The sequence below is a fragment of the Sphingomonas sp. genome (assembly GCF_025353885.1).
Taxonomy (GTDB): domain Bacteria; phylum Pseudomonadota; class Alphaproteobacteria; order Sphingomonadales; family Sphingomonadaceae; genus Sphingomonas_O.
This window is the reverse complement of the sequence record NZ_JANXNX010000058.1, coordinates 1-19,878: the sequence shown is the minus strand read 5'-3', so window position 1 is coordinate 19,878 and position 19,878 is coordinate 1. Positions and strand designations below refer to the sequence as shown.

General features: G+C 62.5%; 21 protein-coding genes. 12 read left to right on the top strand and 9 right to left on the bottom strand.

Annotated features, from left to right (window positions below; genetic code table 11):
• Positions 1–2: 2 nt before the first annotated feature.
• From Q0R02_RS06150 to Q0R02_RS06140, 3 genes are read right to left on the bottom strand one after another with little or no spacing between them, the layout of a single operon-like run.
• On the bottom strand, positions 3–230 hold the full coding sequence (locus Q0R02_RS06150; RefSeq protein WP_293881679.1) for a zinc-finger domain-containing protein: 228 nt from the start codon (positions 228–230) through the stop codon (positions 3–5).
• A 48-nt stretch (positions 231–278) separates the two neighbouring features.
• Positions 279–785, bottom strand: coding sequence for a DUF4402 domain-containing protein (locus tag Q0R02_RS06145; protein WP_293881677.1), 507 nt, complete (start codon positions 783–785; stop codon positions 279–281).
• A 58-nt stretch (positions 786–843) separates the two neighbouring features.
• Positions 844–1,311, bottom strand: coding sequence for a DUF4402 domain-containing protein (locus Q0R02_RS06140; RefSeq protein WP_293881675.1), 468 nt, complete (start codon positions 1,309–1,311; stop codon positions 844–846).
• A 181-nt stretch (positions 1,312–1,492) separates the two neighbouring features.
• Between Q0R02_RS06140 and Q0R02_RS06135 the strand changes: the two genes are divergently transcribed.
• The gene (locus tag Q0R02_RS06135; protein ID WP_293881674.1) at positions 1,493–2,419 is read left to right on the top strand and encodes an ABC transporter ATP-binding protein; all 927 of its coding nucleotides are present in this window, start codon (positions 1,493–1,495) and stop codon (positions 2,417–2,419) included.
• Entirely contained in the window at positions 2,412–3,995 is a 1,584-nt protein-coding gene (gene nadB / locus Q0R02_RS06130) for an L-aspartate oxidase (protein ID WP_293881672.1), read from the top strand. Before Q0R02_RS06135 ends, nadB begins: the two co-directional genes overlap by 8 nt.
• On the opposite strand, the gene Q0R02_RS06125 is transcribed toward nadB, so the two are convergent.
• Complete coding sequence (locus tag Q0R02_RS06125; protein WP_293881670.1) at positions 3,992–4,171, bottom strand: hypothetical protein; 180 nt, start codon at positions 4,169–4,171, stop codon at positions 3,992–3,994. The two genes, nadB and Q0R02_RS06125, sit on opposite strands and share 4 nt — an antisense overlap.
• A gap of 103 nt (positions 4,172–4,274) precedes the next feature.
• Between Q0R02_RS06125 and Q0R02_RS06120 the strand changes: the two genes are divergently transcribed.
• The gene (locus Q0R02_RS06120; RefSeq protein ID WP_293881669.1) at positions 4,275–5,210 is read left to right on the top strand and encodes a ribose-phosphate pyrophosphokinase; all 936 of its coding nucleotides are present in this window, start codon (positions 4,275–4,277) and stop codon (positions 5,208–5,210) included.
• 110 nt (positions 5,211–5,320) lie between these two features.
• A complete protein-coding gene (hisN, locus tag Q0R02_RS06115; protein WP_293881668.1) occupies positions 5,321–6,091 on the top strand; it encodes a histidinol-phosphatase in 771 nt (256 codons plus the stop codon).
• Between the two features lie 17 nt (positions 6,092–6,108).
• Here the strand turns inward: hisN and Q0R02_RS06110 are convergent, their stop codons facing one another.
• Positions 6,109–8,205: an AsmA family protein gene (locus Q0R02_RS06110; protein ID WP_293881666.1), complete on the bottom strand. Its 2,097-nt coding sequence runs from the start codon at positions 8,203–8,205 to the stop codon at positions 6,109–6,111.
• A 143-nt stretch (positions 8,206–8,348) separates the two neighbouring features.
• Between Q0R02_RS06110 and rpmI the strand changes: the two genes are divergently transcribed.
• From rpmI to pheT, 4 genes are all read left to right on the top strand, one after another.
• The gene (rpmI, locus tag Q0R02_RS06105; RefSeq protein ID WP_293881664.1) at positions 8,349–8,552 is read left to right on the top strand and encodes a 50S ribosomal protein L35; all 204 of its coding nucleotides are present in this window, start codon (positions 8,349–8,351) and stop codon (positions 8,550–8,552) included.
• 13 nt (positions 8,553–8,565) lie between these two features.
• Positions 8,566–8,940: a 50S ribosomal protein L20 gene (rplT, locus tag Q0R02_RS06100; protein WP_293881662.1), complete on the top strand. Its 375-nt coding sequence runs from the start codon at positions 8,566–8,568 to the stop codon at positions 8,938–8,940.
• Positions 8,941–9,016: 76 nt separating this feature from the next.
• On the top strand, positions 9,017–10,087 hold the full coding sequence (gene pheS / locus Q0R02_RS06095; protein ID WP_293881660.1) for a phenylalanine--tRNA ligase subunit alpha: 1,071 nt from the start codon (positions 9,017–9,019) through the stop codon (positions 10,085–10,087).
• Complete coding sequence (gene pheT, locus Q0R02_RS06090; protein ID WP_293881658.1) at positions 10,084–12,462, top strand: phenylalanine--tRNA ligase subunit beta; 2,379 nt, start codon at positions 10,084–10,086, stop codon at positions 12,460–12,462. Before pheS ends, pheT begins: the two co-directional genes overlap by 4 nt.
• A 346-nt stretch (positions 12,463–12,808) precedes the next feature.
• Here pheT and Q0R02_RS06085 read toward each other — a convergent pair whose 3' ends face one another.
• Positions 12,809–13,135 carry a hypothetical protein gene (locus tag Q0R02_RS06085; RefSeq protein WP_293881656.1) on the bottom strand — a complete coding sequence of 109 codons (327 nt, stop codon included), beginning with the start codon at positions 13,133–13,135 and terminating at the stop codon, positions 12,809–12,811.
• A 28-nt stretch (positions 13,136–13,163) separates the two neighbouring features.
• On the opposite strand from Q0R02_RS06085, the gene Q0R02_RS06080 reads away from it, so the two are divergent.
• Entirely contained in the window at positions 13,164–13,874 is a 711-nt protein-coding gene (locus Q0R02_RS06080) for a hypothetical protein (protein ID WP_293881654.1), read from the top strand.
• A gap of 75 nt (positions 13,875–13,949) precedes the next feature.
• Here Q0R02_RS06080 and Q0R02_RS06075 read toward each other — a convergent pair whose 3' ends face one another.
• Positions 13,950–14,879 (bottom strand): L-lactate dehydrogenase, encoded by a 930-nt coding sequence (locus tag Q0R02_RS06075; protein ID WP_293881652.1) that lies wholly within the window; start codon positions 14,877–14,879, stop codon positions 13,950–13,952.
• Positions 14,880–15,070: 191 nt separating this feature from the next.
• On the opposite strand from Q0R02_RS06075, the gene Q0R02_RS06070 reads away from it, so the two are divergent.
• The gene (locus Q0R02_RS06070; RefSeq protein ID WP_293881650.1) at positions 15,071–15,946 is read left to right on the top strand and encodes an aldose 1-epimerase family protein; all 876 of its coding nucleotides are present in this window, start codon (positions 15,071–15,073) and stop codon (positions 15,944–15,946) included.
• 212 nt (positions 15,947–16,158) lie between these two features.
• Here Q0R02_RS06070 and metW read toward each other — a convergent pair whose 3' ends face one another.
• Both metW and Q0R02_RS06060 read right to left on the bottom strand, forming a co-directional pair.
• Positions 16,159–16,764, bottom strand: a complete 606-nt coding sequence (gene metW, locus Q0R02_RS06065; protein ID WP_293881648.1) for a methionine biosynthesis protein MetW — start codon at positions 16,762–16,764, stop codon at positions 16,159–16,161.
• Entirely contained in the window at positions 16,764–17,879 is a 1,116-nt protein-coding gene (locus tag Q0R02_RS06060) for a homoserine O-acetyltransferase (protein WP_293881646.1), read from the bottom strand. The genes metW and Q0R02_RS06060 overlap by 1 nt, the downstream gene beginning before the upstream one ends.
• 92 nt (positions 17,880–17,971) lie before the next feature.
• Between Q0R02_RS06060 and hisC the strand changes: the two genes are divergently transcribed.
• Complete coding sequence (gene hisC / locus Q0R02_RS06055) at positions 17,972–19,084, top strand: histidinol-phosphate transaminase (protein WP_293881712.1); 1,113 nt, start codon at positions 17,972–17,974, stop codon at positions 19,082–19,084.
• On the top strand, positions 19,084–19,878 hold a 795-nt coding region (locus Q0R02_RS06050), incomplete at its 3' end, for a prephenate/arogenate dehydrogenase family protein (RefSeq protein WP_293881644.1). The genes hisC and Q0R02_RS06050, both read left to right, overlap by 1 nt.

Here is a 19,878-nt window from a genome sequence, read left to right as displayed (position 1 = left end):
GGTTATCGGCCCAGTGCATCCTCACCATGCATCGAAATATCGCCGGGTGCATGATCGGCACCGCTGCCGACCAGCACAAAGCGGCGGTCGCAATAGCCGCAGTCGGCATAGCCACGCTCGTCGATTTCTAGCCAGACGCGCGGATGACCGAGGGCCGGGGCAATCTCACCAGCGCCATCGCACACGACGCGCGCGCTGTTGGTGCGAATGATTTCGGGTTCGTCGGTCACGGGTCAGCGCTTAGCAACGCGACACTGCCTCGTCCACCGGCGATCCGTTTACAGATAAACTACGGTGACCTGGAATGTCCCGGTGTAATCGCCAACGGTCTGGTTGGCCTTGACGTTCAGGGTGCCGCCGACGCGGACGTCGAGAATTGCGGTGCCCGAGAACAGCCGCGTAGTCGGGCCGTTGGTCGTCACGGCGCTGATCGTCATCGTGCCGCCGCCGCTGCCGGTCAGGGCGATCGACGTTGGCAGGGTGATGAGCCCGAGAATATTTAACACTCCCGCCGCCGAGAAGCGTGCCGCCGATGGTGACCCACCGGCCAGCGTCACGCCACCGGTCGTCGTGCGCGCGTCAGAATATGGGTCGATGATCACCGTGCCGGCGGTTGGCGACGCGATCAGCGAACCAAAATCCAGGTCTTGCGTCTTGACCATCGAAAGGGGTTTTACGGCTATCACGCTGGCGGTTGCCGTGCTGGTCGCTGCCTGAGCGACGCCAGGCGCAAGCGCCAGCGCGACGGTAACTGCAGCCAGAGATCGTGTTCGGGTGCCCCACATGATGACAGGCTTTAGCGTCGATGGGTTAACGAGAGATTTGTCGCCAAAGGTAAAAGTCTCAGTAGTAGGTCACGATGATCTGGAAGGTGCCGGTGTAGGTGCCGGTCGCCTGGTTCGCACCCACGGCCAGCGTCCCGCCGACGCGCAGATCGAGGAGGCCCGCTGCGTCCAGAAAGCGGAGGACCGGTCCGTTCAGGGTCAGCCCGGTCACGTTCATCGTCGCGCCCCCTCCGACCCTGGTCAGCACCGGCAGGGGGCCGCGATTAACCTGGAGATTCTGCAAAGGGCCGCCGTAAGTATAGAATTTCGCTGCCTGGGGCACGCCACCCGCACCCATCGAGCCGCCGGTGCTGCTGCGCGAATCGTCGTCAGGGTCGATCGTGATGGTCCCAGCGGCGGGGGTCGCGATGATCGTTGCAAAGTCGAGCGGCGACAGGTTCAGGATCGACAGTTTGCGCAATGTGATCGCGCTCGCCGACGCGGTTGCAATGCCCGCCGTGCCTGCGCCCCAGGCCGGCAGCGACACGCCGCACCCTGCCGCAAGCAGCGCGCACGCAAAACTGCGCGATTTCGATAGTTTGTAATAATGCCCCACGCCGTTGCCCTAGTGTAACGTCCGGTAAGCTGTGATGAACGTGCTTGGTTAATATCGCGGCAATGGTTTGCGCCCGCTTTACGTCGTCGGTCGCGGCAGGCTAGGGCGGGCCATGACCGATGCTGCCATTACGATCGACGCGCTTGAGAAAACCTACTCCGGCGGCAAGCAGGCGTTGAAGGGCGTAACCTTCGACGTGCCGCGCGGCGCAATCTTCGGCTTGCTGGGCCCCAATGGCGCGGGCAAGTCGACCATCATCAACATCCTGTCGGGCATGGTCAAGAAAACCGGTGGCAAGGCCAGCGTCTGGGGTTTTGACATCGACGAACACCCGCGCAATGCCCGCGCGAGCATCGGCATCGTGCCGCAGGAAATCTTGTTCGACCCGTTCTTTTCCCCGTTCGAGGCGCTGGAGTTGCAGGGCGGGCTTTACGGCGTCCCCAAATCGCAGCGCCGGTCGCTGGAATTGCTGCGCGCCGTCCATCTTGAAGACAAGGCCAATGCCTATGCGCGGACGCTGTCGGGGGGCATGAAGCGCCGCCTGCTGGTGGCCAAGGCGATGGTCCACGCGCCGCCGGTGCTGGTGCTCGACGAGCCCACCGCAGGCGTCGATATCGAGCTTCGCCAGCAGCTATGGGCCTATGTCCGCGAACTGAACGCGCAAGGCGTGACGATCGTGCTGACCACCCACTATCTGGAGGAAGCCGAAGAGTTGTGCGACCGGATCGCGATCATCAACCATGGTCAGGTCATCGCGAACAAGCCGACGCGCGAGCTGCTGGGCATGGCGATGGAAAAGATCGTCGAAGTCACGGTCGACCGCGACCTGGCCGAAGCGCCGTCGTCGCCCGTTTTCGAACACGTGGCGCTGAAGGGTGACCGGGTGCTGGCGATCACCTATTCGAAAGCCCGGTTCAACGCCGGCGACGTCCTGACCGCAGTCTCGGGCGCTGGCCTCGGCATCGTCGATGTCTCGACGCGCGAGGCCGACCTGGAGCATGTTTTCCTCAACCTGACGCGGGCCGGTGCTATTGGCTGAGGATTATGACGTCATTATCGTCGGTTCGGGCGCTGCTGGCCTGACCGCCGCGTTGAACCTTGCGCCGCACAAGCGCGTGGCCGTGCTTGCCAAGGGCGGCCTGTCGGAGGGCGCGACCGGCTGGGCACAGGGCGGCATCGCCGCGGTGCTCGAACCCGGCGACACGTTCGAAAGTCATATCGAGGACACGATGATCGCGGGTGGCGGGCTGAACGACCGCGCCATCGTCGAGTTCGTGGTCGAGAATGCCCCGCGCGCGATCGCGCGGCTCGAGCAACTGGGGGTGCCCTTCAACGTCGAGAACGACGTGCTGCACCTGACGCGAGAGGGCGGCCATAGCCACCGGCGGATTGTCCATGTCGACGACGCGACCGGCTGGGCGGTGCAGCAGGCACTGGAACGCGCGGCGGTGGCGCACCCGAACATCACGCTGATCCCCGACATGGCGGCGATCGACCTGATCACGGGTCGCAACGCCGAACGCTATTCGGGCGATGGCCATGTCTGGGGCGTCTATGCATTGAACCGCAAGACCGGCCATGTCGATGCATTGGTCGCCCCTGCCACCATCCTGGCGACCGGCGGTGCCGGGCGGACATATTTGTATTCGACCGCGCCCCGCGGCGCGACTGGCGACGGCATCGCCATGGCCTGGCGGGCAGGCGCGCGGGTTTCCAACATGGAATTCATGCAATTCCATCCGACCTGCCTTTACAACCTGGAGGTCAAGAATTTCCTGATCACCGAAGCCGTGCGCGGCGAGGGCGGTCGTTTGTTGATCCCGAGCGGTCCGGAGGCCGGGCGGCGCTTCATGCCCGATTTCGACGAGCGCGCCGAACTGGCCCCGCGCGACATCGTGGCGCGGGCGATCGATCATGAGATTAAGCGGCTGGGGCTGGACTATGTCCACCTCGACATCAGCCATATGCCGCCCGAATTCGTCATTCATCATTTTCCGACGATTCATGCCAAGCTGCTTACATTGGGCATCGACATCACGACCCAGCCGATCCCGGTCGTTCCCGCCCAGCATTACACCTGCGGCGGCGTGTTGATCGACCGCGATGGCCGCACCGACCTGCCCGGCCTTTACGCCGCGGGCGAGGTCAGCCAGTCGGGGCTTCACGGTGCCAATCGCCTCGCGTCGAACTCGCTGCTCGAATGTTTCGTGTTCGGCGAAGCAGCGGCAAAACACATCCTTGCCAACCCCGGCACCGCGCCGCCGCCGGTCCGGGCATGGGACGAAAGCCGCGTCACCGATTCGGACGAGGAGGTCATCGTCCAGCACAACTGGCGCGAGATCCGCCGTTTCATGTGGGACTATGTCGGCATCGTCCGCACGACCAAGCGACTGGAGCGCGCCACCCACCGCATCGCGCTGTTGCGGTCCGAAGTCGCAGAATATTATGGCCATTTCCGCGTGACCCCCGATCTGATCGAACTGCGCAACCTGGTCGAGGTCGCGTCGTTGATCGTGCGGTCGGCGCTGTCCCGCCATGAAAGCCGCGGCCTGCATTATACGACCGACTACCCCGAAACGCTGCCTGTGGCCGTCGACACGATCCTGGAGCCCTAACGCAGCTTATTTACCTTCAACCCGTCCAGTTTTGCCCGCGCCTGTACCGATTCCTCGCTGCGGGTCATCGCTTTTGCAATCGCCTTTAGCGACATGGCCTTGGCCGCAAGCCGGTGCAGCTTTTGGATTTCGTCCGAAGTCCATGGCTGGCGATGACGTTCGAACTTTTCTGCCACCGAGCATTCTCCCAAATTGTAACGCGTTTGTAGCACAAGCCACCTTCCCCCATCGCCCCACGCTCTCTAAGGGACAACACAAGGGCGCGGCGGGGATAATGCCATGAAACTTTTGACGGGTAATTCCAACCTTCCGCTGGCACAGGAAGTCGCGGCCTATCTCGACATGTCGTTGACCCAGGCCAGCGTGCGCCGCTTTGCTGACGAGGAAGTGTTCGTCGAAATCCATGAGAATGTCCGGGGCGAGGATGTTTTCGTCCTGCAATCGACCGGCTTTCCGGCGAACGACAATCTGATGGAACTGCTGATCTGCATCGACGCCCTGAAGCGCGCGTCGGCCAAGCGGATCACGGCGGTAATTCCCTATTTCGGTTATGCCCGGCAGGATCGCAAACCGGGGCCGCGCACCCCGATCTCGGCCAAGCTGGTTGCCAACCTGATCACCGTGGCAGGCGCAAATCGCGTTTTGTCGGTCGATCTTCATGCCGGTCAGATCCAGGGGTTCTTCGATATCCCGACCGATAACCTGTTCGCAGCGCCGGTCATGGCCGCCGACATCCAGGCCCGGTTTCCGACCGACAATCTAATGGTCGTTTCGCCCGACGTCGGTGGCGTGGTCCGGGCGCGCGCGCTCGCCAAACGGCTTAACAACGCTCCGCTCGCCATCGTCGACAAACGACGCGAGAAACCCGGCGAATCGGAAGTCATGAACATAATCGGCGACGTGGCCGGGCGCTTTTGCGTGCTGATCGACGACATCGTCGATTCGGCTGGCACGCTGTGCAATGCCGCCGCCGCGCTGCGCAAGGCCGGTGCTCTCGACGTCGTCGCCTATTGCACCCACGGCGTCATGTCGGGCGGCGCGGTTGCGCGGGTCGAAGGATCGGAGCTGACCGAACTGGTCATCACCGACACCATCCAGCCGCCTGAATCGGTGGCCGGGGCCAAGCGCATCCGCATGTTGCCGATCGCCTCGCTCGTTGCCGAAGCGATCAAACGCATTGCGGACGAAAGTTCGGTCTCAAGCCTGTTCGACTGAGGCTCTCGCTGCATCGTCATCCATCAGGCAGGGCATGATTGCGGTTTGACCGACATCGGTGCGTCCCCCTTTTACTTGCCGCACATCCGCAACACGGCGATACCCAAGCCATGACCCCCGATGATATCAAACTCGCCAATGCGCTCGCCGATGCCGCGGGCGCAGCGATCCGCCCCTATTACCGCCAGTCGTTCGAAATGGAGGACAAGGCCGACGCCTCTCCGGTGACCGAGGCCGACCGCGCCGCCGAAGCCGCAATGCGCGCGATACTGGAAGTCGAGCGTCCCAACGACGGCATCATCGGCGAGGAATATGGCGCGATCCGGGAGGGGGCGGGTCGCCAGTGGGTGCTCGACCCGATCGATGGCACGACCAGCTTTATCGCCGGACGCCCGATCTTCGGCACGCTGGTCGCGCTGATGGAAGAGGGCTGGCCAGTCCTGGGCATCATCGACCAGCCGATCGCGCACGAACGCTGGCTGGGCGCGGCGGGACGACCGACGATGTTCAACGGCCAGCGTGCGATAACCCGGATGTGTCGCGAACTAGAGGAGGCGATACTGGCGACGACCAGTCCCAATTTGTTCAGCGACGAAGAGGCCGGGCATTTCGTCGCCCTGGCGGCCAAGGTCGCGCGGCGGCGGATCGTCTATGGTGGCGACTGCTATAATTACGGGCTGATTGCATCGGGCCATATCGACATGGTCGTAGAGGCAGGTTTGCAGCTTTACGACCTGGCAGCGCTCGTCCCCATTGTCGAAGGGGCCGGGGGGACGATGTGTGACTGGTCGGGTGAGCCGTTAAATGCCGACAGCGCGGGCGATGTCATCGCCGTGGGCGACCCGGCACGACTGGACGATATCTTGGCGGCGCTGGGATAACAGCAGCGGGATAGTCGTCAGAAAATACCGAGAAATTTCTTCTTGTGCGGGGTCGCACCCTTTGGCGCCACATCGTCACGCGGCTGGCCCTTCGTCGTGCGCTGCGCCGTTGCCGGTGCGCCCGTCAGGATCGGTCCGCACTGCGCCGACTTGGCATCTCCCACATCAACAAAAGCCAAAAGACCGGCAAGCGGCGTTGCCACCAGTGACAGGCCGAGCCCCACGCCTGCGCGCCCCAGCAGCTGATCGCTGATGATCTTGATGCCCGGTGCCGCAAAATGCCCGTTCACCCCGATCGGCGACTGCGCCGAAAAAAGGCTGAATTTCTTGCCATCGCCTCGGAAGGCGAGATCGAGCGATTCGTCGCGGAACGAAAACCCCCCACGCCCGGCAATCACGTTCTTGGTCGTATCAATCAGGATGGGGTCGGCGCCCGCGACGCCGTTACGCACAGTAAATGCGATCAGGCCGCAATTGATCTCGACCGGGTTCTTCAGTTTGTTCATGACCAGTTTCTGGACATAGGTGCCGAGGTCAAGTTCAGCGAGCTGGATATTGCGCGTCCAGAACGTACCATGCGGGATGATGACAGCGATCCGGCCATTCGCACTGGCGAGCGACGTCCGCACCGAATCACCGACGCCAGTCATCTGGATGCGCGCCTTCACGGTGCCGGTCGTGCCCGACTGGTCAGTCCCGAAGCGCGCCAGCAGCTTACCCATCGGCGTCGGCGACAGGCGAATGTCGTAAGCGGTCTTCACCGGGGCATCGCGCGCGTTGATCGAGATGTCAGACCACAAATGCCCGCCCGCAACGTCGAATGTCAGGGGCGAAAGTTTGAGGATGCTGTCGTTCAGGTCAAGCGCGAGCGCAACGTTGGAAATCGGCACATTCTTGGCACGGATATTCTGGACGTGGTATTTAACCTGGGCGTCGAAACGCTTGATCGCCTCTATCCGCAGCGGCGCATCGGGCAGGATACGCGGCACGCCTGCAACCGGAACCGCGACCTTGCCAGCCTCAAGCCGCGCTGGTTCGTATCCCATGAATGGCCCGGCATCGATGATGTCGAGCGTCCTGGTGCGCAGATCGGCGGCTATGTTCATGCGGCCAGCCGGGGGAACCGACACGGTCATGCTGCCGCCAAGATCACTGTCGCCGAACCGCCCGGCCAGCCGCGTGAATTTCCAGTCGACGCCTGCCTTGGTCAGGTCGGACGTGACCCGGTAGGTCCGTGTATCGGGGATTGCCACGCCTAGAAAATCGAACAACAGGCTGAGGTTGGGACCGCGCGCCAGCAGTTTCAGGTCCGCGCCCTCGATCACCGTGGCGCTCGGCAGCGTCCCCGAAACGTCAAGCGCGGTGCGCCCTGATCGGATTGCCATCGCCAGCTTGTTCTTGCCACCCGCCAGCGCGGCGTTGGGAGACAACAGGCTGCCCGATAGGGTGAAGGGGATCGCGCGCATCGTGCCGTCACCAGTAAAGCGGATATCGCCCGCAAACCGCGTGTCCTTGGCGCGGATCGTCTCGACCCTGATATTCGTTTTCAGCAGCAGCGACGGATCGATATACGAGATTTTCGTACCGACGATATTGGCGGCGCGAATATCGGGCAGTTCGAACGGCTTGCCCTGATTCCCGAACGTGAACGTGTTGCGCTTGTGTGCTTTGTCCCACGCCAGATCGAGCGTGCCGTTGGTCAGGTCGAGCCACTTTACACGACGGGTCCCAAAGATCAGCGGCAGCGTCGCGATCCGCGTATCGATGCGTTTCGACTTGAAAAACTGGCCGCCGCGCCACGCGGGGTTCGAAATCGTCAGACCTTCAGCAACAAACTTGGTATCGATGGGATCAAAATAAAGCTGGAAGTCGCCCGCTACGCGCACGTCGCGCGCAAGCATGCTGCTGACGGTGCGTTCGAACGGGTGACGCAGAAAGCGGCCCTTGGTGATGTAAAGCACCAGCCATGCAAGCACGACCAGCCCAAGCAATGCCGTCAGAATGGCCAGTGGTGTGGCAATCACCGAATCGGGAACCTGCCGGACGAGCCGCCCTTTGCGAGGCGTAAAATTCGGGTCTGCTTCGGCCATGAAGGGGCAAACCCATGATCTCACGCGGGGTTCCTTACCGGTTATTTGTTGCAATTGCTGCGCCATTTGTTTACGAGCGCACGCTTCACAACGAACGGTTGCTGACGATCGCCTGGCCAGAAGGGCTGCCACGGCGATTCTAAACCGTCGAACTTGAAAGGACGAAAATGCCCAAGTTGAAGACCAAGAGCGGGATCAAGAAGCGTTTTACGCTGACCGCCAATGGGCTGTTGAAGCATGGCGTCGCTGGCAAGCGTCACCGTCTGACACACCATACCGCCAAATATATTCGCCAGAACCGCGGCACCAAGCTGCTGTCCAAGGCCGACACCGCAACGGTGAAGGCATGGGCACCCTATGGCTTGCAGTAGGAGCACCGGATAAATGGCACGTATCAAACGCGGCGTAACCACGCACGCAAAGCACAAGAAGATCCTGGACCTAGCGAAGGGCTATTATGGCCGTCGCAAGAACACGATCCGCGTCGCACGCCAGGCTGTCGAAAAGGCCGGGCAATATGCGTATCGCGATCGCAAGGCCAAGAAGCGCAACTTCCGCGCTCTCTGGATCCAGCGTATCAACGCAGCAACCCGCGCCGAGGGCCTAAACTATGGCCAGTTCATGCACGGACTGAAGCTGGCGGGCATCGAACTCGACCGGAAAGTCCTTGCCGACATGGCGATGAACGAGGGCGCTGTTTTCAGCACCATCATCGCGCAGGCAAAGGCTGCTCTGCCGGAAATGGCCGAAGCCGCTTAATTCCTTGCTCTGCCGATTCCGTAAAAGGGCGCGAACGGATTGCCGTTCGCGCCCTTTTGCTTATCAGGTGCCTGTCATGACCGAAGCTTTGCAAACCGAAATTCTGGCCGCCATCGCCGCCGCCGATACGCTCGATGCGCTGGAGGCGGTGCGGATCGCGACTCTGGGCAAGGCGGGGTCTGTTTCCGCGCTGCTGAAGACCCTGGGCGGGATGACGCCCGCGCAGCGCCAGGCCGAGGGGCCACGGATCAACGGGCTGCGCGAAGCGGTTTCGGCAGCGATTGCCGCTCGCAAGCGCGGACTGGACGCGGCGGCACTGGATGCCCGGCTGGCGACCGAGCGGCTCGACATGACCTTGCCCGCCCCCGAGACGCCAAAGGGCAGCGTGCACCCGGTCAGCCAGGTGCTCGACGAACTGTCGGAGATTTTCGCCGATCTGGGGTTCGCCGTCGCGACCGGACCAGAGATCGAGGACGACTGGCACAATTTCACGGCGCTCAACATTCCGGAAACGCATCCGGCGCGGGCGATGCACGATACTTTCTATTTTCCCGACGTGGTGGACGGCCGCAAGATGCTGCTCCGCACGCATACTTCACCAGTCCAGATCCGCACGATGACATCGCAGCCGCCGCCGATCCGCATCATCGCGCCCGGGCGGGTGTACCGGTCGGACAGCGACGCGACGCATACGCCGATGTTCCACCAGATCGAGGGGCTTGTGATCGATCGCGGGATTCACCTCGGCCATCTGAAGTGGACGCTGGAGACGTTCCTGAAAGCATTTTTCGAAAGGGACGATGTCGTGCTCCGCCTGCGCCCGAGTTATTTCCCGTTCACCGAACCATCGGTCGAGGTCGACGTCGGTTACTCCATTGAAAAGGGCAAGCGCGTGATCGGCGGGAGCGAAGGCTGGATGGAGGTGCTGGGAAGCGGCATGGTCCACCGTCGGGTGATCGAATCCTGCGGCCTGGACCCTAACGAATATCAGGGATTTGCGTTCGGGACCGGCATCGACCGGCTGGCGATGCTCAAATACGGGATGGACGATCTGCGACCCTTTTTCGACGGCGATCTGCGCTGGCTGAAGCATTATGGATTTTCCGGATTTGATGTCCCGACGCTGAGCGGGGGAGTGGGGGCATGAAATTTTCGTTGAGCTGGCTAAAGGAGCATCTGGCGACCGATTGGTTGGTAGAGCATCTCGTTGTTACCCTGAACGCCATTGGCCTGGAAGTCGAAGGTGTTGATAATGCTGCCGAAAAGCTGAAATCTTTCAGAATTGCCAAGATCCTGACCGCCGCGCCGCACCCGCAGGCCGACAAGTTGCAGGTCCTGACGGTCGATGCCGGCGACGGGCTAGTGCAGGTCGTCTGCGGTGCGCCCAACGCGCGGGCCGGGCTGGTCGGCGTGTTCGGGGCGCCGGGGGCGGTGGTTCCGTCGAATGGCATGGTGTTGAAGGTTGCGGCGATCCGGGGCGTCGAGTCCAACGGCATGATGTGTTCGGTCCGCGAGTTGGAACTGGGCGAGGAGCATGACGGGATTATCGAACTTGCAGCCGATGCGCCCGTGGGCGAGATTTATGCCAAATGGGCAAAGCTCGATGACCCGGTGTTCGATGTCGCGATTACCCCCAACCGGCAGGACTGCATGGGCGTTCGCGGGATTGCGCGCGATCTGGCTGCGGCGGGCGCAGGGACGCTGAAACCGCTGAACATTCCGCAAATCGCCGCCGAATCGCCCTGTCCGGTCGAGATCCGTACCGATGACGAAGCAGGATGCCCGGCATTTTATGGGCGCACCATGCTTGGCGTCACCAATGGCGCGTCGCCCGACTGGATGCAGCAGCGGTTGAAGGCGGTCGGCCAGCGACCGATCTCCGCGCTGGTCGATATCACGAACTATGTCATGTTCGAGCATGGGCGACCCAGCCATGCCTATGACCTGGCCCGGCTGAACGGCGCGGTGGTGGCCCGCCGGGCGATCGATGGCGAGACGGTGACGGCGCTGAACGGCAAGGACTATACGCTGACATCGGCGATGACAGTCATTGCCGACGACAATGGCGTCCATGACATTGCGGGCATCATGGGCGGCGCGCATTCGGGCGTGGCGGATGGGACGACCGATGTCCTGCTGGAAGTCGCCTATTTCGACCCGGAGCGGATTGCGCGGACGGGCCAGGCGCTGTTGCTGACATCGGATGCGCGAGCGCGGTTCGAGCGCGGGGTTGACCCGGCGTTTCTGGACGATGCGCTGACGATCCTGACCGGGCTGATCCAGTCGATCTGCGGCGGCGAGGCTTCGGAGGTCATCCGCGCCGGTCGCCCTCCGGCAGCGGCGAAGATCATTCCCTATGACACCGGGCTGTGTGCGCGGCTGGGTGGCATCGACGTGCCCCCGCCCGAGCAACGCGCGATCCTGGAGCGGCTGGGATTCGGGATCGATGCATCCTGGAATGTGACCGTGCCGACTTGGCGTCGTGACGTCGACGGCCCCGCCGACCTGGTCGAGGAAGTCGTGCGGATCGTCGGACTGGACCAGATCGTCTCGGTCCCACTGCCGCGCGACGAGGGGGTCGCAAAGCCGACCGCCACGCCCGCGCAACGTCAGGAACGCAAGGTGCGCCGGACGGCAGCGTCGCGTGGACTGAACGAGGCGATCACCTGGAGTTTCCTGAGCGAAACCCAGGCGGCAGCGTTTGGCGGCGGTGCCTGGAGCCTCAGCAATCCGATTTCGGAGGACCTGAAAGTCATGCGGCCGTCGATGCTGCCGGGCCTGTTGTCCGCAGCGCAACGCAACGCCGATCGCGGGGGGGATCGCGGAGCCGACAGCATCCGGTTGTTCGAGATCGGGCGGCGTTATCTGGCCGATGGCGAACGGGCGTCGGTCGGCATCGTGTTGGCGGGCGAGCGCTCGGCACGCGGCTGGGCCGATGGCAAGGCGCGCCCCTTCGATGCCTTTGATGCCAAGGCGGAGGCGATCGCGCTGCTGGAGGCGGCGGGAGCACCGGTCGACAATTTGCAGGTTTTCGGAGAGGCAGGCGCGCACTATCACCCCGGCCAGTCTGGCACGCTGCGACTGGGGCCAAAGACCGTGCTGGCCAGTTTTGGGGCCTTGCATCCGACGACGGCGCGGGCATTCGACCTGGGCGGCGCGGTGGTCGCCGCCGAGATTTACCTCGACGCGATACCGGCCAAGCGTGGTTCGGGGTTCATGCGCGCGGCGTTTGCCCCGGCGACTTTACAGGCGGTACGACGCGACTTTGCATTTCTGGTGCCGGTCGACGTGACGGGCGATGCCCTGCTGCGCGCGGTCAAGGGGGCGGACAAGGCGGTCATCACCGGCGCGCGCCTGTTCGATGTGTTCACCGGCGCGGGCGTTCCCGAAGGGCAGAAGTCATTGGCGGTCGAAGTTGTGCTGCAGCCGGTTGATAAGAGTTTCACTGAGGAGGATCTGGGGGCGGTGGCGGCGAAGGTCGTGACTGCCGCGGCCAAGGTCGGGGCGGTTTTGCGGGGGTAAGGGGAATTTCAGGCGATACTCGATCCTCCCCTGGCGGGGAGGTGGCAGCCTCCTTCGGGCTGACGGAGGGGTGTTCCCCTTTTTCAGATAGCGTGGCCGCAAGAGCGCGACACCTCCTCTTACAGGGGAGGAATTACGGTATCGAAATGCTGTCCGATCGCTAATTAAGATATGACCACGAACCCCCTGAAATAGCACCCTTTGGGCATTGGCAATTCTCGACGGCTTTGCAGCATTCAACCGTTCGGTTTCTGATTCGGAAACCCGCCATCGAAGCATCGCGAAATTTTCGCACCCTCCATTTCCGATCGGCAGTTTTGGGAAAAGGCATTCGGCGTCAGGCTCGCTACGCCACTGCTACCTCGCCAAGCACCTTGAGAACGGCTTCGTCCTCCGGTCGGGTCTCCTCGGAGAAGGAAGGATTCTCGAAGTAGCCGATCACGACCAGCGGACTGCGGCCACCGGGCGGGACCAGGACAGCCAGGTCATTGGTCTTGTTGCCGATGCCTGGCCGCATGCCTGTCCCCGTCTTGTCGAAGCCGCGCCAGCTGGCCGGGATGCCCGCCCGTATCGCCACTTGGATTACCAAAAAGCGGCCATGCCGCTTTCCACCAATCTCCACATCGAAGCTGTCACCATGCAGACAGCACTTGCTATTGATAACGTGTCGCATTAACACCTCTCTTGGAAGGGGTTATTCAATGCGTTTTGTTGCTGGATGTTTTGCGGCCTTGCTCTTGGCCACGCCCGCCCTTGCTCAGCCTGGACTTGGTGAGAAGGTTTACGGGGCAACGCTCGAGCCCGGTGTGACTGAATTGGAAGCGCGCTATGGCCGGGTAACCGGCGACGACGCGGGTGGTGCCGATGCACTGACGCTGGAGGGTGCTCACCACTTTTCCGACCGGATCTACGGCGCCGTATTGGTTGAAACGGGTCGTGAGCGAGATACGTCGCGCAAGCTGGAGGCCATCGCAGTCGAGGGGATATACCGGGTCGCGCGCATCACCCCGCTCGGTATCGATGTTGCGCTATACGGTGAATATGGTTTCGAACGGCACGGCGCGGATACGGCTGAAACAAAGCTGTTGCTGCAACGTCGCGCGGGCAGCTTTGACGGAAGGCTTAACCTGATCGCGGAAAAACGCCTTGAGAGCCACGAGAAGGTCGAGTTTGGCTACTCCACGTCCGCCGATTGGTCAGTCGTCGGGGAGATGCGGGCAGGCGCTGCCGCCTTCGGCTCGTTTGACAGCAAAGAACATTATGTCGGACCGATCCTCAAGACCGAAATTGAACATCTGCCCGCTCGTGGCGAGCTCGGCATCGAGGCCGGCTATCTCTTTTCGGTAGGCAGCGGGCGTCGTGAAGCGCCGGGACAGATCAGGTTGCTGCTAGAGTATGAGTTTCACCTTTGATTAGGCCCGGGCAATTGCACCTCGCGGTTTCGGTCGATGGTGCCCACCTTGAGTACTCTTGCCGAACACCCAGCCTCAGGCGCGTAAACCGGCGTATGCTGACTGGATCGCTGATGCCGACGCCTTCAGACCAGCAAGCTCGAGCGGGTCCAGATCGGGCATCAAGACGCGTTCCACGCCTCCCGCTCCGAGAATGCACGGCAGACTGAGGCAGACGTCGGTCAGGCCGAACTGGCCAGTCATGAGCGTGGACACCGGAAACGTCGAGCCTTCGTCACGAATGATCGCTTCGCAAATCCTGACAATAGCAGTCGCGATGCCAAACGATGTGAACCCTTTCCCGCCTATGATACGGTAGCCGGCGGTCCGGACTTCGTTCGCGACCGCCGGATAGTCGAGCGCCTGGCCGATCACAAAACGATCCAGAGTGACACCGCCAATCCGTATCGAAGAAAAGGCGGTTACCTCGCTGTCTCCATGCTCGCCGATTACAAGAGCCTCGACCGCACCCGGCGCGACGTCGAGATGCTCCGCAACCGCTTGCTTTAGTCGGCAGGAATCGAGCAGCGTGCCGGTGCCGATCACTCGCGCGGGCGACAGGCCAGACTTTTCAAACGCGAGCTGTGTCATAAGGTCGACGGGATTGGCAGCGACCAGCAAAATGCCGTCAAACCCGCCCCCCATCAACGCAGCGACGCAGTCTTCCACCACCGTTGCACTACGCGTCGCGACCGACAGCCTTGTCTCGTTCCCGTGAGTGGCCGCTCCAGCGGTGATGACGGCAATCTGCGCTGCGGCAGCGTCGCGGTAATCGCCCGCCCAAATTCGCGTCGGCCTTGCCAGCGCATTAGCGTCGGAGATGTCCGTCGCCTCGGCCTGCGCCAAGGCCGTGTCGCGATCTATCAATACAATCTCGCGAAACAGAGCGCGCAGCATGATCGCGTATGCAGCGGTTGCCCCGACGTGGCCCGCGCCGATGATCGCGATACGTTGCTGGTTAAGCATTGGTCGGCCTCCTACAGAAAAACGCTTGGCCGACGCGACGCTCATCCATCGCTATCATCTAAGCGTCTTGTCGTCGGTATAGCAACGGTTTCGTAAAACGGTCGTTGGGTCCGATACCTGGATCGACACGACCTGTATCTGTGCGGCGATACCCATATAACGGTCGGGGATGGCATCGTTTGGAGACAATAATGGCGAATGAATCCGTGAAAATCGTCTCGAACTTCCTGACAGCGGAAATCGCGCCGCACGGTGCGGAACTGCGTTCGCTGGTCGACAGCGAAGGGCGTCAATTGATGACCGACGCCGATCCTGCGTACTGGACCGGTCACGCGCCAGTGCTGTTTCCCATTGTCGGACGGGTCAACAACGATCGCTATCGGCAGGACGGCGTCGAATATGAAATACCAAAACACGGGTTCGCTAGGCGGTCGCATTTCGAGATCGTCGAGTCCCACCCCGCCTCGGTGCTGTTCCGCCTGACTGACAGTCCGGCGACGCGGCCGCATTATCCGTTCGCCTTTGCGCTCGAAATGCGATTTATGCTGCATGAGCGAACGCTTTCGATGACGGCGACTGTGCGTAATACTGGCAGCGTGCCGATGCTCGCCAGCTTCGGATTTCATCCAGCCTTTGCCTGGCCATTGCCATTCGGCGGGACGAAGGAAGATCATGTCGTCCGGTTCGAACACAAGGAGCCCGGCGCGCTGAAGGAGATTTCCCGCGATGGCCTGATCGCAGCCGAAGAACGCGCGACGCCGGTGGTCGGTGATACGATCGCACTGAAGGACAGCCTGTTCTCCAGGGATGCGCTGGTTTGGGACACGCTGCACAGTCGGGCGCTGCGATATGGCGTGCCGGGGCAGCCGGGGTTGTCGATTGCCTTTCCCGACACCGACCGGCTGGGACTATGGATGAAACCGGGCGCCCGATATCTGTGCATCGAACCATGGGCGGGCATTGCCGACCCCGAACATTATGACGGAGAATTCCGCGCCAAACCCGGAGTGTTCGAAGTAGCACCAGGCGATGAACGATCATTTCGCATGACCGTGACAGTCGGCTGACAGCCAGGGCCGCGCTCGAAAATGACTAAATTCGAATAAAGCATTTTAGGGGTTGCACACAGGAATGCTGCGGTGCACAACGATGACGCCTTTCAGGCATCCTCTCCTAAAACTTTTATGGGTCGTCCGATTGGGCGGCCCTTTTTTTGTTGGTCGGGGCGTACTTCACTTCGGGCGATTTGCAAATTCTGAAATTTTAATCGTCGATGCACTCAACCGCGACTTAAAAGAAACACCGCATGTTCGGCACGGAAGTTTGCCACGGCCTCGCCCGTCAACCGCTCTCCCGAAAGGAACCAAGACCCCTCGACCCTGATGTCACGCTCGCGGACATGGGCGCGAAAGTCATCGACGGTGAGGTGATGTATATTCGGCGTTTCGTACCAGGCCACCGGCAACGATCGCGTGATCGGCATCCGTCCGCCCCACATTAGCGAGGTACGTACCCGCCAGTGGGCAAAGTTCGGGAAGGAAACAAATGCCTTCGAGCCGACGCGCAACAGCTGGTCGAGGACGCGATCGGGGCGGCGGGTTGTTTGCAATGTCTGGCTGAGGATCGCGTAATCGAAGCTGGCGTCGGGATAATCCACCAGGTCGGTATCGGCGTCACCCTGGATCACCGACAGGCCACGCGCCAATGCCGCCGTGACGTCGGTCCCGTCGATCTCTATCCCCCGCGCATCGACACCTTTGCGGTCGCGCAGTTCGGCCATCAGGGCGCCGGTGCTGCAGCCGACATCGAGGACGCGCGCGCCGGTCCGGACATGGTCGGCGATGATCGCGAGATCGGCGCGTAATGGCGAACGCGGATCGCCCATCAACATTCCGGACACAGAAAGCCCGCCACGACGCGATCGAGCGCGGGCACGTCGAGCAGGAAACTGTCATGGCCGAAGGGTGCCGACAGTTCGACGAAGCTGGCGGGCGCACCCGACGCATTGAGAGCGTGAACGACGCTGCGCGATTCAGACGTCGGGTAAAGCCAGTCGGTATCAAAGCTGACCAGGCAAAAACGCGTCCTGGAACCGCGGAAGGCGTTGGCTAGCATCCCGCCATGTTCCTCGGACAGGTCGAAATAGTCCATCGCGCGGGTGATGTAGAGATAGGAGTTGGCGTCGAACCGGTCGGAAAAGCTCAAGCCCTGATGGCGAAGGTAGCTTTCGACCTGAAAGTCGGCGTCGAAGCCGAAGGTTTTTGCCTCACGGGCCTGCAACCGACGACCGAATTTTTCGGTCAGGCCCGATTCGGAGAGGTATGTGATGTGTGCCGCCATGCGCGCGACGGCAAGGCCCGCCGCCGGTGACACGCCATCGGCATAATATGCGCCGTTGCGCCAGTTGGGATCGGCCATGATCGCCTGGCGCCCGACTTCGTGAAAGGCGATGTTCTGGGCCGAATGGCGCGCGGTCGATGCGATGATCACTGCCGCCCGCACGCGTTCGGGAAAGGTCGCCGCCCAGCTGAGCGCCTGCATCCCGCCCATCGATCCCCCGACGACGGCGTGAAGCGTCGCGATCCCGAGATGGTCGAGCAGCAGCGCCTGCGCGCGGACCATGTCGCGGATCGTGATGACGGGGAAACGCATGGCAAAGGGCTGGCCGTCGGGCGCAAGGCTGCCCGGACCCGACGACCCCATGCAACTGCCGATGACATTGGCGCACACCACAAAGAAGCGATCGGTATCGATTGGCTTGCCGGGCCCGACCATGCGCGCCCACCAGCCGGGTTTGCCAGTGATGGGATGGGGCGATGCGAGATGCTGGTCGCCAGTCAGCGCGTGGGTGACCAGGATAGTGTTGGCCCCGTCTGCCTCGAGCGTGCCATAGGTTTCATAGCCGATTTCCACAGGCGACAGCGTTGCACCGCCATCGAGCGCCAGCGGGCCCGGCAATGTCACCCGCCGATTGGGGCCGAAGCGTTGGTCTGAAGTCATCGCGCTGCACTCATGGCGACGCGGCTAGGACGGGGGCGCTTGCCTTGTCAACGCAGGCAGGGGGGCGCTAGTGGAGACCCATGACAATAGATATGGATGTTCCCCGGCCCAAGGACTGGGTCATGGCGATTGCGCCCTATGTGCCGGGACGGTCGACGACCGACGACGGGCGCAAGGTGGCCAAGCTGTCATCGAACGAAAATCCGCTGGGGACGAGCGAGAGCGCGCGGGCCGGGTTCGCCGCCCATGCCGCTGATTTGGAACGTTATCCCGATGCCGGAGCCGGGGCATTGCGTGAGGCGATTGCCAGCCATTACGGGCTGGACGCGGCGCGAGTGATGTACGGCACCGGGTCGGATGAGATCCTGCACCTGGTTGCCGGGGCCTATGCCGGGCCGGGCGATGAAGTCGTCTTTGTGCGTTATGGATTTGCGGTTTATGAGATTGCGACGCGGCGGGTCGGGGCCAAACCCGTCATCGCGCCCGACCTTGACTATGCGACCGATGTCGACGCGGTGCTGGCATGCGTGACCGACCGCACCCGGATCGTGTTTATCGCCAATCCCAACAATCCGACCGGCACCTATTCGTCGAAGGCGGAAATTGCGCGCCTGCATGCGGCCTTGCCAAAGACGGTGCTGCTGGTGCTGGACCAGGCCTATGCCGAATATCTGGAGGATGCCGACGAAGATGGTGGGCTGGAGCTGGCCAAGACACGAAGCAACGTCCTGATCACACGCACCTTTTCGAAAATCCACGGGCTGGCGGCGGAACGGATCGGCTGGGGCTATGGCCCGGCGGCCGCGATCGATGCGATGCACCGGATCCGCGCGCCGTTTAACGTGACGGCGGCGGGGCAAAGCGCGGCCATCGCGGCGCTGCAAGCGGCGACCTTCATCGCGAATAGCCGGGCGCATAATGATCGTTGGCGCGCGTGGTTTCACGACGAGATCGGCAAGCTGGGCAACGCCGGGCTACGCGCGATCCCATCGAAGGCAAATTTCCTGCTGGTGTTGTTCGAGGGGCAATTAAGCGCGGAGACAACCTATAAAGCGTTGATGGACCATGGTTATATCGTGCGATGGCTGCCCGGGCAGAAGCTGGGCCACGGCTTGCGGATTACGATCGGGACCGAGGACGACATGCTGGGGCTGGTCGCGGCATTACGCGAAATCGTCGGTGACGCCGGGGGCATGACGGCCTGATGCTGCCTTTTGCGCGGGTTTCGGTGATCGGCCTCGGGCTGATCGGGTCGTCGATCCTCCGCGCGGTTCGCGAAGCGATGCCGACGGTTCATCTGACCGGCCATGATGGCGACGCCGCGGTGCGCGAGACGGTGCGGACCATGGCCCTGTGCGACGACGTGACCGACACCGCCGGTGCCGCCGTGACCGATGCCGACCTGGTGATCCTGTGTGTGCCCGTGGGGGCGATGGGCGAGGTTGCCGTCAGCATCGCTGACGACCTGCCGCCCGAGGTGATCGTCAGCGACGTCGGTTCGTCGAAGGCTGGCGTCGCGACGGCACTGGCAGCAGCGCTGCCCGGCATCGCGGTGGTTCCGGCGCATCCGGTGGCAGGCACCGAGCGCAGCGGGCCGGAGGCGGGATTTGCCGCGTTGTTCCACCGGCGCTGGTGCATCCTGACCCCGGTCGAAGGCACGCCCGAGGCCGCAGTGGTGCGCGTCACGACATTCTGGCAGCAACTGGGCGCGCAGGTCGAGACCATGGAGCCCGCGCACCACGACCTGGTGCTGGCCATCACCAGCCATCTGCCCCACCTGATCGCCTATACTATCGTCGGCACCGCGTCCGACCTGGAGAGCGTGACACAATCGGAGGTCATCAAATATTCGGCGGGCGGTTTCCGCGATTTCACCCGGATCGCGGCCAGTGATCCGACCATGTGGCGCGACGTGTTCCTGACCAACAAGGACGCCGTTTTAGACATCCTCGGCCGCTTTGCCGAAGAATTGTTCGTGCTGCAACGCGCGATCCGCATG